At 61.3% G+C, this 15066-nt stretch carries 13 protein-coding genes and 1 pseudogene; 6 read left to right on the top strand and 8 right to left on the bottom strand.

Annotated features, from left to right (window positions below; translation table 11 throughout):
- Positions 1 to 4 precede the first annotated feature (4 nt).
- Positions 5 to 1330: an MFS transporter gene (locus ACYP5B_RS10290; RefSeq protein WP_459569512.1), complete on the top strand. Its 1326-nt coding sequence runs from the start codon at positions 5 to 7 to the stop codon at positions 1328 to 1330.
- A gap of 181 nt (positions 1331 to 1511) precedes the next feature.
- Here the strand turns inward: ACYP5B_RS10290 and ACYP5B_RS10285 are convergent, their stop codons facing one another.
- The 7 genes and pseudogenes from ACYP5B_RS10285 to ACYP5B_RS10255 all read right to left on the bottom strand — a co-directional run bounded on the left by ACYP5B_RS10285 (position 1512) and on the right by ACYP5B_RS10255 (position 8069).
- Positions 1512 to 2717, bottom strand: a complete 1206-nt coding sequence (locus tag ACYP5B_RS10285; protein ID WP_400093331.1) for a porin — start codon at positions 2715 to 2717, stop codon at positions 1512 to 1514.
- Positions 2718 to 3047: 330 nt separating this feature from the next.
- A complete protein-coding gene (locus ACYP5B_RS10280; RefSeq protein ID WP_459569511.1) occupies positions 3048 to 3647 on the bottom strand; it encodes an RBBP9/YdeN family alpha/beta hydrolase in 600 nt (199 codons plus the stop codon).
- 195 nt (positions 3648 to 3842) lie between these two features.
- The gene (locus ACYP5B_RS10275; protein ID WP_459569510.1) at positions 3843 to 4685 is read right to left on the bottom strand and encodes a TauD/TfdA dioxygenase family protein; all 843 of its coding nucleotides are present in this window, start codon (positions 4683 to 4685) and stop codon (positions 3843 to 3845) included.
- Between the two features lie 296 nt (positions 4686 to 4981).
- Complete coding sequence (locus ACYP5B_RS10270) at positions 4982 to 5059, bottom strand: hypothetical protein (RefSeq protein ID WP_400093424.1); 78 nt, start codon at positions 5057 to 5059, stop codon at positions 4982 to 4984.
- A gap of 23 nt (positions 5060 to 5082) precedes the next feature.
- Positions 5083 to 5427 (bottom strand): annotated as a pseudogene (locus tag ACYP5B_RS10265) (alcohol dehydrogenase catalytic domain-containing protein); the annotation flags it as partial.
- Positions 5428 to 5760: 333 nt separating this feature from the next.
- Positions 5761 to 6762 carry an AraC family transcriptional regulator gene (locus ACYP5B_RS10260; RefSeq protein ID WP_400093327.1) on the bottom strand — a complete coding sequence of 334 codons (1002 nt, stop codon included), beginning with the start codon at positions 6760 to 6762 and terminating at the stop codon, positions 5761 to 5763.
- A 248-nt stretch (positions 6763 to 7010) separates the two neighbouring features.
- Entirely contained in the window at positions 7011 to 8069 is a 1059-nt protein-coding gene (locus tag ACYP5B_RS10255) for a beta-keto acid cleavage family enzyme (RefSeq protein ID WP_459569533.1), read from the bottom strand.
- Between the two features lie 691 nt (positions 8070 to 8760).
- Between ACYP5B_RS10255 and ACYP5B_RS10250 the strand changes: the two genes are divergently transcribed.
- The 4 genes from ACYP5B_RS10250 to ACYP5B_RS10235 all read left to right on the top strand — a co-directional run bounded on the left by ACYP5B_RS10250 (position 8761) and on the right by ACYP5B_RS10235 (position 12914).
- Complete coding sequence (locus ACYP5B_RS10250) at positions 8761 to 9753, top strand: Bug family tripartite tricarboxylate transporter substrate binding protein (RefSeq protein WP_459569509.1); 993 nt, start codon at positions 8761 to 8763, stop codon at positions 9751 to 9753.
- Between the two features lie 65 nt (positions 9754 to 9818).
- Entirely contained in the window at positions 9819 to 11534 is a 1716-nt protein-coding gene (locus ACYP5B_RS10245) for a long-chain fatty acid--CoA ligase (RefSeq protein WP_459569532.1), read from the top strand.
- The gene (locus ACYP5B_RS10240) at positions 11509 to 11787 is read left to right on the top strand and encodes a 3-keto-5-aminohexanoate cleavage protein (protein WP_459569508.1); all 279 of its coding nucleotides are present in this window, start codon (positions 11509 to 11511) and stop codon (positions 11785 to 11787) included. Before ACYP5B_RS10245 ends, ACYP5B_RS10240 begins: the two co-directional genes overlap by 26 nt.
- 80 nt (positions 11788 to 11867) lie before the next feature.
- Positions 11868 to 12914: an AraC family transcriptional regulator gene (locus tag ACYP5B_RS10235; protein WP_459569507.1), complete on the top strand. Its 1047-nt coding sequence runs from the start codon at positions 11868 to 11870 to the stop codon at positions 12912 to 12914.
- A gap of 283 nt (positions 12915 to 13197) precedes the next feature.
- On the opposite strand, the gene ACYP5B_RS10230 is transcribed toward ACYP5B_RS10235, so the two are convergent.
- Positions 13198 to 13401, bottom strand: a complete 204-nt coding sequence (locus ACYP5B_RS10230; protein ID WP_400093421.1) for a cold-shock protein — start codon at positions 13399 to 13401, stop codon at positions 13198 to 13200.
- A 1013-nt stretch (positions 13402 to 14414) separates the two neighbouring features.
- Here ACYP5B_RS10230 and ACYP5B_RS10225 point away from each other — a divergent pair.
- A complete protein-coding gene (locus tag ACYP5B_RS10225) occupies positions 14415 to 14981 on the top strand; it encodes a phasin family protein (protein ID WP_400093320.1) in 567 nt (188 codons plus the stop codon).
- Positions 14982 to 15066: the final 85 nt, after the last annotated feature.

Genomic DNA, 15066 nt, shown 5'->3' with positions numbered 1-15066 from the left:
ACCAATGCCCTCTGATCCGACTGCGATGGGAGCCACATCCCCACGCGCCATGCCGAACACCTCCGCGCCCAAGCCGCTATCCAAGGTTTCGGCCGTTTCCGCCATTACCATCGGTGGCGCGCTGGAGCTGTATGACTCAGGTGTCTACAACTTCTTCGCCCTCCTGATCGTTCCCCTGTATTTTCCAGTCGGCAATCCTCTCGGCCAGTTGCTGCTGTCCTTCGGCACATTTGGGGCAGGCTATCTGATGCGGCCTTTGGGCGGCCTGGTTATCGGTGCGTATGCCGACCGCGTAGGCCGCAAGCCGGCGGTGGTGCTCTCGATGTGGCTGATGGCCTTCAGTGCGCTGATTCTGGTGGTGACGCCACCCTATGCGCAACTTGGCGTCCTTGCCCCCGTGCTGATGATTCTTGCCCGCCTGATCCAGGGCTTCGCCATCGGCGGCGAGATGGGCTCTGCCAGCGCGATGCTGCTCGAGTATGCGGATCAGCGATCGCGGGGCTTCTACACCAGCTGGCAGGCGTCCAGCCAGGGCGTTGCCGCTGTCTTCGCTGCCTTGGTTGCACTGGTGCTCAGTCATGCGCTGCCGCCTTCCGCACTCGAGTCCTGGGGGTGGCGCGTCGCCTTCCTGATTGGCATCCTGGTCATTCCGATCGGTCAGATCATCCGGCGCCGTCTGGAAGAGACGTTGGTGCTGGAGCCGAAGAAGGCCACGAAGAAGGACGGCGGCCGCAAGTTGCTGAAGGCACATTGGCGTGAACTGCTGGCGAGCGTGCTGCTGATGATCGGCCTAGCGGCCTCGGTCCACATCATCGCCTTCTACCTGGCCAACTACGCCACCTTCCAGTTGCGTATCTCGCGCGGTGACGCCATCTGGGCAGGCTTCGTCGCCTCGCTGGTGCTGGCGGTGTTCGCACCGCTGTCCGGCTGGCTCTGCGATCGCATCGGGCGCCGGAAAGTGGTCTGGTGGTCCCGGGTGGCGCTGCTCGTCATGATCTATCCTGCCTTCTCGCTCCTGAACCGCTTTCCATCCCTAACGTGCTTGCTAGTCGTGGTAGGGCTGCTGGCCGTACCGATGGCGATGACCTCTCCCGCCACGATGGTACTGGTCAGCGAGGTGCTGCCGCAGCGGCTACGCGCAACGGGCATGTCGGTCACGTACTACGTGGCGATCGCGGTGTTCGGGGGCTTCGCGCAGTTGTTCTCGACGATGCTGATCCAGGTCACGGGGAACCCTAACGCGCCGGCTCTCTATGTCATTGGCTGCGGCGTTGTCTCGCTGATCGGGCTCGCCATGGTGCCCGAGACGTTGGGGCGGCGTTTGTCGTGAGTAGGGGGTCTTTTCGACCCGGTAGTTGCACAGTGATCTGTGTCGGCTGCGTCAGTGCCAAAAAAAATGCCGCCGAGGCGGCACAAAGAGCATGAGCGGGGGCTGCATGCATGTAAGCGTATCCGCAGGCCTGCCAGGACCGCTGCGCAAACAAGGCCTTGTCACAGTCGTTGGGCTGCCTTTAGAACTTGTGGCGAATACCTACGGCGACACCGAGCATATTGCTTTGGCCGCTGGCAAGCGTGTAGCTATTGCCAAGGGATAGGCTGTTGGCAAAGCCGATCATCGGGGAGTCCAGTCCCAGACCTGCATTCTTTGCATATGCCGTGGTCAGGTAGATGTCAGTCCGCTTGGAAAGCGTGTAGTCCGCGATAAACGCAACTTGCCATGGGTTCGGCACCGACGTGCTGGCGAGGAAGTTCTTGACGTTGTCGTAGTTGTACTCGAGCGTCAGGCCAAGCGCCGGCGTCACCTGGTAGGTGGCGCCGATCCAGTAGAAGTCGTCGCGCTCGATCAGGCTGCCATTCTGGTCCTTGTTCTGGCCCCAGCGATAGCCGCCCATGATCTTTGCCGGGCCGAACGCATAGCTTGCCGCGACCGTCGCCTTCTTGAAGCTGCCGCTACCGAGGGCAGCAGCGGTCAATGGGTTGGAAATGGTCGGGTTGAACTGGTCGTAAGCAAGGGCCACACCGACAGGGCCAGAGATATAGGTCAACGCTGCGCCATAGGCGGTGTCGCGACGGAACTGGCCCGGCACCTCGCCGTTGCCACCGAGCAACGGACCGTTGGCCACCGTCGTGGGCAATGCCAGGCCGGTACCGAAGGACCAGTGTGCCAGGGCGGACACGGCACCGAACTGGCCGGAGTACTTGATGGTGTTGTCCTCGCGGAAGTTCGCGCCGGTCAGCATCACGATCGGTTCATACTGCGTGGCAAAGGCAGCCGGCACGAAGTTCGCGATACTCTCGAACATCGAGGTGTACTGACGGCCGAAAGTCACCTGGCCAAACTGCGTGCTTTGGATGCCCACGTAGGCCTGGCGACCGAACAGGCGGCCGCCTTGCTGCGACGTGCCGGTATCCAGGTTAAAGCCGCTTTCCAGTACAAAAACGGATTTCAGGCCGTTGCCAAGATCCTCCGCGCCGCGCAAGCCCCAACGCGAGCCGGACAGGCCGCCGGAGTTCATGCGGTAAACATGGTTGGACGGGCCGGCATTGAATTTGTTGGCGGCGGTGGGAACGGCGCCAACATGGTTGGCGTATTCCACGTTCATGTCCGCCACGCCGTACAGCGTCACGCTGCTCTGCGCGTGTGCGCCGCCGGCACAAATTGCACCCACAGCGGCGAGTGCAAGATTAAGCTTGCTCAGCTTGCTGGATGATTTCACTACCTTTTCTCCTCGTGTCTATTTTATTTACAGCCATCACTACGCCGCCATCATGCTCAGAGCCAGGCACCGTGTGCCCCCCAATGGCAGGGGGGCGGGATTGTCCGGATTGCAGGAAGTTCTCAGCGCATGGATGCCAAGTGACCTCGGAGGTGTCGCAGCAAGCCAACGCGGAAAGAGGAAGCACAGGGAAGGCGAAGGAGGCGGGCAGGGTCCTCTACGCCACGCAGGCCCCAGCGGGAACCGGCCAGGCCGCCGGAGTCCATGCGGTAGACCCTGTTGCCCGGCCCCGGATTGAATCCATTGGCGGCCGACGGTACCACGCAGGTTTCACCGGACCGCTGAAGCCCTCCCTGCTGCTTGCAACTCCTGAATCAACACCTCGGCCATCGGCCACGTGCCATATCCATCAGCCGGCGAAAGATGACCGACGTCGCCGGCGTCGACGAAGCGGCTGCCCCAGGTGTCCCCGAGCTCGCGGATTCGCTCGAAGTTGCCGATCGGGTCATTGCGGCTGCCGACGACGATGCTTGGAAACGGCAGGCGCTCGCGCGGCACCGGCGTCCAGCCGTTCCTTGCCAGCGTCTGCGGATCGGAGTAACCGGCCGGCAACGGCGCGTCGAAATCGGGGGGCGCGGCTAGCAGCGCGCCCTCGATTTCGCGCTTCGTTTGCTGCGCCCAGTGAACGGTGATCAGGACTCCGACGCTGTGGGCAACCAGGATGATCGGGCCATCAATTCCGTTCACGGCCCGATCAAGGTTGGCCACCCGTGCGCCGCGCAGGATCTTGTCCTGGTCAATCTGGGGCACGATGTGTACCGCTCTTCCGATTTTTCGCATACGCTCAGCCAGCAGCGTTTGCCAGTGATCCGGCATGTGATCGCGAAGGCCAGGGACAATCACAACCGTTGGCGGCTTTCTAGTGGTCATGGAATTCGAGTTCCTCATTAGCATTGAATGTCTTGCCGAAGCGGTCATCCAGCAGTGGCGAGCCGTTGAGCGTGAGGACGCACTGGCCGGCCTTGGCGCGGCGACGGGTTGCCGTGCCTGGTCAGCGTCTGGTGGCAACGCGGTTGCGCCCGGCAGCGTCCGCGCAGTGCCTGGCGCGCACCGTCCTTGGGAGGCTCAGAAGGGACGGTCGCCCATGATGGTCGCGCGCTCCATCCTGCGCGGCGCCGGCCAGTAGTCGCTCACGGCGTAGTGCTGTGTCGCCACGTTGTCCCAGATCGCTACGCTGTTCGGCTTCCAGCGGAAGCGCACCTGGTATTCCGGAATCGCCGCCTGGCTGAGCAGGTAGTTCAGCAGCAGGCTCGCGCCAGGGGTCTTGTCCTGCCCGACGCGCACATTCTCCGGCGTGTGGTAGTTGATGAAGTGTGTAGAGAATGGCCCCACGTACAGGATCTTTTCTCCCGTCTCTGGGTGCGTCCTGACCACCGGGTGGTCCACCAGCGGGTTATTCCTCACCAGCTTCTCGCGCTCCTCCGTCGTCATGATCGCGCCAAACGAATGCTCGATCCCGTGCTTCGCACGCAGGCCGGCAATCTTCTGCTTGATCTCTTCCGGCAAGTTCTTGTACGCGTCCACCATGTTCACCCAAATGGTGTCGCCACCCACGTCCGGACAGGAAATGCAGCGCAGCACTGCGCCCTTGGGCGGAGTCGCCCGCCACGACGCATCGGTGTGGTAGGTATTCTCGAAGTGGTCCCGCTTGTCACTCTTGTAGATCTCGATCAGGCCCGGATAGCCCGGCACCGTATTGTTGACAGGATGGTCTTCCAGGTCACCGAAGCGCCTGGCGAACGCAACATGGTCGGCGCGCGTAACGTCCTGGTCGCGGAAGAACAGCACCCGGTGTTTCAACAGTAGTGCCTTGATCTCGGTGAACAGCGAATCGTTGCGCGCCACATCGGCGAGATTCACACCCGACAGTTCGGCACCAATCGAGCAGGTGAGGGGGTTGATTTGCATAGCGACTTTTCCTTTGACGTAGGAAGTTGACAGGCCCGCCAGCGGGTAGCGGATAGCTTGGATTCCATTGTCGGCACTAGCCTCCCCATGCGCTTGACCCATCGCGCCACAATTTGGCGGGTCACGCCAAACCGCTCCACAGGTGCAAGCCCGCGCACCGGACTTGTCATCAAACCTCTGATCGCTGCTCGGCGTTGCGTCGCAACGAGACTGGCCACGGTTCGCACGGGTGGGGAGGATTCCGGGTGCGAGATGTCGTGGCCGGGTTGTCGGATGCAGCAGGTCAGCTTCAGCAGTTAGTCGGCAACGAGCACGATCTTGCCCATGTGCTGGCTGCTCGCGATGTACGCATAGGCCTCGGCAATCGAATCCATCGGGAAGGTGCGGTCGATCGGGAGGCGGCCGCATCGATCCATGAGACATCCTTCGGGACCGGCATCAGCGCCAGCGGGGCAGCGACAACATATTGGGCATGGCAGCCGCGGCCATGGCCCATGACCCGGTCGCCTTGGCGCCAGCCGCTGACTTGCTCGCCGACGCGGACGACTTCGCCTGCAAACTCGACGCCAGCGGTCATCGGGTTGCCGGCCCGGTGCTCCCGCATGTACTTGATCTCGCCAAAGTTGAGGCCCGACGCAAAAATTCGGACCAACACTTCGTTGGGACCCGGATTTGGATCGGGAAGATCCTGCACCTCAAGCTGGCCACCGTCGGCGCCTGGTATAACGCGTACTGCCTTCATCCTGTCTCCTGTTTAATGGCTCAGGAGATCTGACAAATGGACGACCGGTGCTCCTGAGCCGTGACGCTTAGGGATTCTCGGCAGTTCCACCCGCCGCCGCTTGGCAGGACACGCCACAACTTGGCCAATCGCGTCAGGCACGAATGCATTGGTCGGAATCGAGCGAACGGCGCGCTACGGTCAGGTGCCGGCAGACGAAGGATGCCGGCAACAGCCGTGAATGAGGCCGCCGTCAGTCAGACTGGGGGTATTGATGGGTTGTGCCGGGCCCTGGATATCGATGCGGATCGCCCGGTCGGGGCGAGGGCCGTGGTATTGATGAGGCCAGCCCACTCACTGGAGCAGGTCACCTCGCCAGCGAGTCGGCGACTTGCCAAATTGCGCGCTGAACCAGCGGGAGAAGGTGCTTACCTCGGAGAACCCAACCAGGATCGCGACCTGGGACACGGGATATCGATGATCCCCAAGGTAGCGGCTGGCCAAGCCACGCCGGACGTCATTCACCAGGGAGGAGAACTCTTCGCCTTCCTGCTCAAGCCGTCGTTGCAGCGTGCGGGCGCTCAGTCCGAGCTTCTCGCCAACCTGGTCGATACCGCTTCGCCCCCGCGGCAAAAGCAAGTGGACCGTGCGACGCACATTGGAGGCCATGGAAACCTGCCTGCCGACCGAGCTATGGTCAAGAAACTCCTTGGCGTAGCGCGAGAGGCTCACGTCGCCCAGCGGATTGGGCCGGTCAAGGTCCTGGCGGTCCAATACGATGCCGTCAAAGTCGCAGCCAAATTCGACCCTTGTGCCGAACAGTCGATGGTGAATATGGAGACTTGCGGGCGCAGGATGCGAGAAGTGTACGCTCCGCGGCTTCCACCGTCCCCCAAGCATCGATTTCATCAGCGACAGAAGCGCGCCGACCGAAAGCTCGACAGGCTGCCGTCCCGGATTCGGCCTCTCCGTAATCAGCTGCTGATGGACGACGGCGATCTCATCGCTTTCTTCAACGTGGACAGTGACGGACTCGCTGAGGAGATGACGGTATGTCTCCACCTGCCCCAGTGCATGACGCAGCGTCGGCTGGTGCTGGAGCAGCAGGCTGATGGGGCCGAAATCGGACAGCCGCCACGCCTCAGCCATCAGCAGGCCTACGGAAGAGCAGCTGGACGCCTGCTCGGTGGATTCAAGCACCTTCGCCAGCCATGATTCCGGAACATGCAGGTCCGGCGAAAGGATGCATGTCCGGTCGGCACCGACGTGGTGGATCATGCGCTCCGGGTCGACGCCCAGGGTCCGGGCAATCTCGGAGTACTTGACCAGGAGGGCGCTGCGAATCAGGGTACTCATATGATCACTCGGGCGAATCTTTTGGCAACTGAATCCATCGCCGCGTCGGCGAGGAGCAACGGCGCATGCAATTCGTCACTGGGCGGCGGCGTTGCTGAAGCTGAAGGTATTTAAGAGCACGGGCTGTGTCAAGACTCCTATATAGAAGTTGGGGTAAACACCTGCGCCTGGCAGATGTCACCTGCTTCGCCCGGTCTGCGTTCCACCGCCAGTTGGCAACGCCCGTCGCCCGTCGCCCGGATCAGCGCTCAGAACGTCTTGCGCAGGAAGCCCTGGTTGCCGCCGTTGCGATTGGGCGCGAAGCCGTTCTCCTGCAGAGATTCCTCCACCGTGTCGAAGAAAACGCCGATCCTGGAGATCTCGCGCGCCTGCTTTGCGGTGGCGATCTCGCGGCCGAATTCGCGCGAGATGCCCACCAGCTGCTCGATCTGCTTCACGGTGCTCATCTTCTCCGTGCGCGACTGGTTCCACAGACAATCCTCGGTGCCGCAGCGCACGTGCAAGCCCATGGCAATGCCCATCATGTTGACCGGCAGTACGTTGCGCACATTGCTTTCCACCGTGACCACCGCGCCATCGGGCACTGCGCGAATGAAGTTGGCGAGACTGTAGACACTGGGCGTGTCCATGCCGCCGGCAATTGCTACCCAGTTCATGACCAGCGGGCCTTTGTAGAAGCCGCGGCGCATCAGCCGCTCGACCGACTCAAAGCTGTTGAGGTTGTAGCACTGGAATGCACTCTGAATGCCCTTGGCCGTCAGGCGGCGGACGTGCTCCTCTACCCACCCTGGCTGCGCAGGCACTGTCATTTCCTTGTAGGCGTCGAAGATGGCGGGATTCGCGCGCGACGTGCCCCTGAAATCCGCATCTTCGGCCTGATCGGTGACGTTCATCTGCGAGGTGTTGACGGTCACCGTGACCTGGTCCGGCGTCGGTTCCAGCTCGGCAAGCATGTGGCGGGTATCGTCAGCCAGCCACTTGGCGGCCTGGCCTTCGTTCTCGGGGGCGAAGGAGATGGAACCGCCGACCTGAATGATCATTTCAGGCACCGCCTTGCGTACGCCGGCGATCAGTTCGTTGAACATGGACAGGCGCTTGCTGCCCCGGCCATCGAGTTCGCGCACATGCAGGTGCAGCACCGTGGCACCCGCGTTGTAGCAGTCCACCGCCTTCTGGATCTGGTCTTCCATCGTGACCGGGATGTCTTCAGGAAAGTCAGCAGGCAACCAACCAGGTGCATAGGGCGCAGCCGTAATGATCAGCGGTTGCTGGTTTTCGGGAAAGAGGTGGCCGTCGAGGAAATTCATGGTGGTTCTCCAAGGGGAAGGGCTGTTGTCGGTTCGGTAGGAGATGTCGCCCGGCTGGTATTCGCCGGGCGCCTTGTGCGGGGCCCGGCCCGCCAGCGTCATGCAGGCGCCGGCCATCCGCTTCATGCGTATGTCTGCGTCATCCGGCTTTGATCCGGTGGCCTGAGTATCTGGGGCAGCCGCAATCAACGCTTGCTAATCCGGGACATTCATTTGCTTATTCGGGACAAGGTGCCAGCGCCAGCGATGGAGCCATCCCTGGCTACGATGCCCAAGGTCTGGGCGATCTCGGCGTACCAGATCAGAGGCGCGCTGCGCGCCAACGCGCCCATGAAGTCACCTTGTGAAGTCTGGACCGGGTGGTGCCGGGCACCTCAATTGTCGCGATCCGCAAGATTCTGTCGTGCGAAGCAAAGCGCCCGGAGGAGTGAGCCCACAGAATCTGGTCGAAGGCCATTTCAGAGCCGGGCCGCTGCATCAAAGCAAGTTGGCCCTGGAACCAGGAAACGCAATCAACACCTGGAGTGAGACATGCAGCTTCCCGACGACTCTCTGCTGCCCCGTGCGCGCCGTTGTTCCCACCCCGGCTGACGCACCTGTTCGCCCCGGGCTGATCCCGGGGGCATTGCCGCCCGAAGTACCCAGTCGCCACCACAGCCGGCAAGCCGCTGGCACCACGAAAGGAACTGCGATGAAGCGCGTCCCCCTGATTGCACGCCAGACCCTGGCGCTCACGATTGCATTTGTTCCACTGTTGTCGACCGCGCCAGCGGCGAATGCCGCCGAATGGCCGACCAGGCCCGTGCGGATCATCGTTGGTGCCCCTCCGGGCGGCACGGCCGATATCGTGGCGCGCCTCTTTGCGCATGAGTTGCAACGCCCGCTTGGACAGGCTGTGATCGTCGACAACAAGGCCGGCGCAGCGGGAACCATCGGCGTCCATGGCCTGCTGTCGGCGCCACGGGACGGATACACATTCCTGTTGATTCAAAAGGGTATTGCCTCGGAAGTGCCCCACACCATGCAGACGTCTTACGATCCGTTCAAGGACATAGTTCCAATTACACAGCTTACCCGGCAGGGCCTCGTACTCGTCGGCAATCCTGGCCTGCCCGCGAAAAACCTGGGCGAACTGATCACGTATGTCAAGGCGAACCCGGGTAAGGTCGACTATGCGAATTTCGGTGTCGGCTTGCGTGGCCAGACCATCGGTGTGCAATTCAATCGTCTTGCCGGACTGACTACGGGCACCGTGAGCTACAAGGGATCGCCACCTGCGCTGCAAGACGTAATGGGGGGACACGTTCCGCTCATGTTCGACGGTCCGGCAACTTCGCTTCCATTCATCAAGGCAGGGAAGCTCAAGGCATTTGCCATTGCCTACCCCAAGCGGATCTCCGCGCTTCCTGATCTACCGACCTTTGCCGAGCTGGGATTTCCCGCCCTCAAGGAAGTCAGCTGGATGGGGCTCTGGTCAGCGCCAGGCGTACCGTCAGCCGTGGTGGCCAGGATGCGCGACGCCACGCTCAAGGTGATGCAATCGCCCGACATCCGGAAGAAGATTGAAGACCTCGGTATGGAGATCGGTTCGCCGGCAACCAGCGAAGAGCTTTCCGCAGACGTGCGTGAATCCTCCGAACGTCAGGGCGAGCTGTTGCGCTCGATCAACTTCAAGCCCGAATGATGATTCAGACGCCGAAGCGATGGCCGGGGCTCAGACAGAGCGCCAAGGACGTGGGGGAGCAAGCGATGTTGCACACAAGGCAGGACTTTCCGCCGACGCACGTAGATTCCGGCAAGGGATCCACCGGGATTGTGTCGCCGGAAACGTCCCTCTGGTACAACCTGGAAGTCACTGCGCAGCGTTTCCCGCACAAGACCGCAATTCACTGCTATGGCTATGCGCTCAGCTTTCGCGATCTGCATGCGCAAGCCTTGGCGATTGCCGGATGGCTTCAGCATGAAGCCGGCGTCGGGAAAGGCGATCGGGTGTTGCTGTATATGCAGAACTGCCCGCAGTTCATCGTTGCCTATTACGCAATCCTGCGCGCCGGGGCGGTTGTTGTGCCGGTCAACCCAATGAACAAGGCCGACGAGTTCCATCATTACGTGACGGACAGCGAGGCTCGGATGGTCGTGTGTGCAGCGGACGCCTTCGAAACGGGCATTAGCGCGGACCTGCTGTCGGCTGGCCATCTTCAACGCGTGCTGGTGACCCGCTATGCGGACGAACTACCCGATGTCGATGCTGCGGCCGGGCTTTCGCTGCCGGCGTGGATGACGCAGGCGTATGAGCTGCCTGTGTGGGCTGCCGGCAAGGTATCGCTTTGGTCCGATGCGCTTGCGGCTCGGTATGTCCCTGCACGGCATGACGCCGAAGTCGATGACATGGCTGTCATGCCCTATACCTCCGGCACCACGGGAGCTCCCAAAGGTTGCATCCATACGCATCGATCCGTCATGCATAACGCGATCGGTAACTGCCTCTGGTCGGCATGCGGGGCCGAATCGGTTGTGTTTTCGGTACTGCCGTTGTTTCACGTGAGCGGCATGCAACATGGCATGAACGCACCGATCTACTGCGGGGCCACGATTGTGATGCTGCCCCGCTGGGACCGCGACGCTGCGGGCCAGCTCATCTCGCAGCATGGGGTTACCCACTGGATGGGCAATCCGACCATGGTGATCGACCTCCTTGCCAGCGCGAATCTTGAGCGATTCAATCTCACGACCCTGCGCCACGTTGGCGGGGGAGGGGCGGCCATGCCGCAAGCGGTTGCGGAACGTCTGAAACAACAGTTCGGGCTCAGTTACCTGGAAGGATACGGCCTGTCGGAAACAATGGCCGCCACACACAACAATCCGAGCCATCGGCCTAAGCAGCAATGTCTCGGTCTGCCGACCTTCAACACTGAAGCCCGCGTGGTCGACCCGACGACGCTCACGGTACTGCCGGTCGGGGAAGTCGGTGAAATCATCGTCAGCGGACCGCAGGTATTCAAGGGGTATTGGGGCAAGCCAGATGCTACCGGGGACGCTTTCATCGAACTGGAAGGACGGAGCTACTTCCGGACAGGCGATCTGGGCACCGTGGATGAGGACGGCTACTACTTCATCACTGATCGCCTGAAGCGGATGATCAACGTGTCCGGCTTCAAGGTATGGCCCTCCGAAGTCGAGAACCTGCTTTACAAGCACCCCGCCGTGCAGGATGCCTGCATCATCGGCTCGCGTGACGCCTACCGCGGGGAGACTGTGAAAGCCTTGGTGGTGCTCAAGTCCACCGCGAAGGAAACCACACCGGAAGAGATCATCAATTGGGCCAGGAGCAACATGGCGGCCTACAAGTACCCACGGGTGGTGCAATTCGTCGACGCATTGCCCAAGTCCAGCACGGGCAAGGTGATGTGGCGACAGCTGCAAGATCTGGAAAACAGCCGTGCCGCGGCCAATGTACAGTCATAACGGAAGTGCTCTGATTTGCAGCCCGATCCGCAAACGCATTCCGCTTGCCTCCATGCCCGCCTCGATGGGCGGAAACGTCCGCGTAGGGCTCGAGGACTCGCTCTGGGATGGGCCGGGTCGGCTCGCCACGGGCAACGCGCAGCAAGTGCAGCGCATTGTCTCGATCCTGAGATTGCTGAATCTGGAAGTCGCGACGCCTGATGAAACGCGCGACATGCTGCAACTGAAAGGAAAACATGCCGTCGCGTTTTGACCCGCCTGTGTGCGTGCCCGCGCACCGTTCCTCGCCTTCGTTACCAGTCGTCGTGGTGCTCCGGGGCGTTCGCGGAACCTATGCAACACGTCGGTAAACTGATTCGCAGTGCCAGCCTGAACGGCTACATCGAGCTGATGGAGTCGCTCGGGCGCGATCCCTACGCGTTCCTGCGAGGGGTGGGGTTGTCAGCGCGGCTGCTCGAAAACCCTGAGACGCTCATCCCCAGCCACGCTGTGCGCGAATTGCTCGAAGTCACCGCGCGCGCTACCGGCGTGGAAGACCTTGCCCTGCGGCTGGCGGCGCGGCGCAGCTTCTCTAACCTGGGGCCCATCAGCCTGGTGCTGAAGGAAGAGCCTACCCCGCGGCAGGCGCTCGATACCTTGTGCCGCTACCTGAAGCTGCTTAGCGCCACGCTGATCACCCGCATCGAGGATGCCGGGCAGGCCGTCATCATCCGCGAAGATCTTCTGCCCAGCCCCGGACTGGCCACGCGGCAGGCAATGGAACTAGCGGTCGGCGTGAAGTTCCGCACCCTGCGCGAGCTGATCGGGCCCCGGTGGCGGCCGCTGGAGGTTTGCTTCACGCATCGCCCGCCGGTCGACGCGTCGGCGCACCGCGCCTTCTTCGGCCGCAGCCCGAAGTTCAATCAGCCATTCAACGGGCTGGTCTGCGTGGCGGCCGATCTGCAGTTGCCGCGCACGCCTGACAATCCGGGCGCCGCGCGTTTCGCGCGGGACTACCTTGAGGCGGCGCTGCGGCGCCGCGACGAAGGCCTCCGCGAATCATGCCGGGAACTGATCCTGGCCTTGCTCCCGGGAGGACGCTGCACTACCCAGCAGGTGGCGCTTCTTCTTCGCATCGATCGCCGCACGCTGCACCGCTACCTCAGTGCGGAGGGGCTGACATTCTCAGCCCTGCTTAGCGAGGTGCGCTCGGAACTGGTAATGCGCCACTTGAAAGAGAGCGACCTGCCGGTCGCCGAGGTCGCCAGCCTGCTGGGTTTTTCGGCGCAAAGCAGCTTCAGCCACTGGTTCCACACCGCTTTTGGCTGCAGCGCCACGGACTGGCGCAAGCGGATGGCACACCAGGCTGCACCACCCTTGATGGACCGTGACGGAGCATGAAGAGAAATGGGCATATGCGCTGGACGATGCCGGGAGCCAATGCTTGGCTGCAGGTGAAAAGTGCCGTCTCAGTGGTGGCCCGGGGGCAGCACTAGCGCTTCCACCCTATTCTGTAATCAGGATGCCCGCGCGCCAGCGCAGACGTACGAGTTCAATGAGGCTGTCATCGAACATGGCCGCTATCTGTAAGCGATTGTTAGGCAGCCCCCATGATGGCGTTTGAAACAAAAAAGCCCTTACATGCGAAGGGCTTTTCTGGATTGTTGCTTATGCGCGCGAGCGACTAAAGGGCACGAATCTTGGAAGCCTGTAGACCTTTCGGACCCTCTTTGACTTCGAACTCGACTCTGGCGCCTTCTTCCAGCGATTTGAATCCAGTGCCCAGGATTTCCGTGTGATGTGCAAACAAATCCTTGCCGCCACCATCCGGCGTGATGAAGCCAAAGCCCTTTTCGTTGTTGAACCACTTCACGATTCCCGTCGCCATCTCATCCTCGCATCGCTGAATAGAAGCCATTGCAGAACGTGAGAATAATGTGAGCAACATTACTCTTCCGAGTGCGTTCTGCGACGACAAGCATAACTGAATCTGGCGACTATAGCCAAGACGCGCTTGCTGGGGTTTTCCACGAGAGTCGCGCGCTTCGTGGTCCAAGAGGACGAGGCAAGAGCGAAATGTTTGGCCGCGGGTGTCCTGGCCGGTTGCCTTCGAACCCATCCCGCCCAATCAGCACTGGGTGTTCATTCGAGAGAGTAGGTGGTGGTCCTCGTTTCAGGCGGCGCAATGACGTCTCTCTCTCCTCGGATTTGGGGTGTATCACACTGTGATAGCTATGCGGGCACTTGGGAACGCGCGTCCCGTGTACGGCAGATGGACGAGAATCTACCTTAGGTATTTTCATATGTGATTTCGAGGTATATTGAACCTAATGTCGTGTACAGGTAAGATTGCCCTTCGACGCGCGATGACAAGCGTCGCACCAGCCAGAACTCGCGTTCGCGAGATAAGAGAGTCGGGGCACAAGCCAGGCTTGCTGCCACAGACTGCAGTCGTAGTCCCCAGGAAACATAGACGTTTGTCTAGGAGACGATGATGCTGAGTCCCCATGAGTTCGCCACACTCGTACTGGTAAACGAGACCCCCGACCAGGTCGACCTGGATGTCGAAGACGTGGCGGCGCTGCTGGAAAATCAGCTCGTCACCCTCGAGAAGCTTGGCCCAAGCTGCAGACGGCCGCGAGTTGCCCTCCAAGGGTATGTTGTCCTCAAGGCCTTCGGGCGTTCCCGTGGAAGAACTTGTCAGACAGCGCCTGCCTCACGATGAGACCTGACGCGGCGCTCGTCGGAGGTGCCTGCCGAAACGGTCGCGCTTTCAAGCTTTAGGTAGTCGAGATGCATCACAAGACCGCCTACCATGCAGCGGTCGTTTTTACCGAACTCGGTCTCAAATGTGCTGTCGTCGGACGGCGCAGGGCTGGGGTCGCACTAAGGAGATGAAAGATGAATCAGTTTTCCCCAGAGAAAATCGTGGAAGCGCAAAAGGCAAGTCTCGAAACCTTCGTTGGTCTGACGAGCAAGGCCTTCGATGGCTTTGAGAGATTGCTTGAGCTGAATCTCCAAACCATGAGGTCCACGTTAGCAGAGACACGGGAAGGCATGAAGCGGGCCTTGTCGGTCAAAGACCCACAGGAGTTGATGGCATTGCAAATCGAGCTGCTGCAACCCGTGGCCGAAAAGTCCTTGTCGTATCGCCGCCATTTTCTCGAGATCGCGGCGTCTACAAGGGCCGAGTTCGACAAGGTCGCCGAAGCCCACTACGAGGCCAACAAGCGTGGAGTCCAGAGCCTAGTGGAAAGCGTTGGAAACGCCGGACCCGCGGGCTCCGAGGCGGTGTTCGCTGCCGTGCAAACCGCTATCAATGCAACTACTACGTTGTACGAAACCGTGCAGTCGACGACCAAGCAAGCGGTGCAGGTTGCTGAGAACAGTTTCGATACCGCCGCAGATGCAGCGGCCAAGGTCGTGCAGCATCGCATGGCGCAGACATCCCGGGCAGCTAAGGCGTAACTCGCTATGGAAGCCGCAGTGCCGTGCATCATTGCGGTGCTGCGGAACAATAAAAGACTTGCGACACGCTGTTGGCTGGCCGCGC

It is taken from the genome of Cupriavidus sp. 8B, assembly GCF_054589115.1.
Note: the sequence above shows the minus strand (reverse complement) of the source record. Positions and strands in the feature narration are given on the sequence as shown.

Coding starts and splice junctions, on each gene's coding strand:
- ACYP5B_RS10290 (WP_459569512.1), top strand. CDS start 5: ATGCCCTCTGATCCGACTGCGATGGGAGCCACATCCCCACGCGCCATG.
- ACYP5B_RS10280 (WP_459569511.1), bottom strand. CDS start 3,647: ATGACCACTAGAAAGCCGCCAACGGTTGTGATTGTCCCTGGCCTTCGC.
- ACYP5B_RS10275 (WP_459569510.1), bottom strand. CDS start 4,685: ATGCAAATCAACCCCCTCACCTGCTCGATTGGTGCCGAACTGTCGGGT.
- ACYP5B_RS10270 (WP_400093424.1), bottom strand. CDS start 5,059: ATGGATTCGATTGCCGAGGCCTATGCGTACATCGCGAGCAGCCAGCAC.
- ACYP5B_RS10260 (WP_400093327.1), bottom strand. CDS start 6,762: ATGAGTACCCTGATTCGCAGCGCCCTCCTGGTCAAGTACTCCGAGATT.
- ACYP5B_RS10255 (WP_459569533.1), bottom strand. CDS start 8,069: ATGAATTTCCTCGACGGCCACCTCTTTCCCGAAAACCAGCAACCGCTG.
- ACYP5B_RS10250 (WP_459569509.1), top strand. CDS start 8,761: ATGAAGCGCGTCCCCCTGATTGCACGCCAGACCCTGGCGCTCACGATT.
- ACYP5B_RS10245 (WP_459569532.1), top strand. CDS start 9,819: ATGTTGCACACAAGGCAGGACTTTCCGCCGACGCACGTAGATTCCGGC.
- ACYP5B_RS10235 (WP_459569507.1), top strand. CDS start 11,868: ATGCAACACGTCGGTAAACTGATTCGCAGTGCCAGCCTGAACGGCTAC.
- ACYP5B_RS10230 (WP_400093421.1), bottom strand. CDS start 13,401: ATGGCGACGGGAATCGTGAAGTGGTTCAACAACGAAAAGGGCTTTGGC.
- ACYP5B_RS10225 (WP_400093320.1), top strand. CDS start 14,415: ATGAATCAGTTTTCCCCAGAGAAAATCGTGGAAGCGCAAAAGGCAAGT.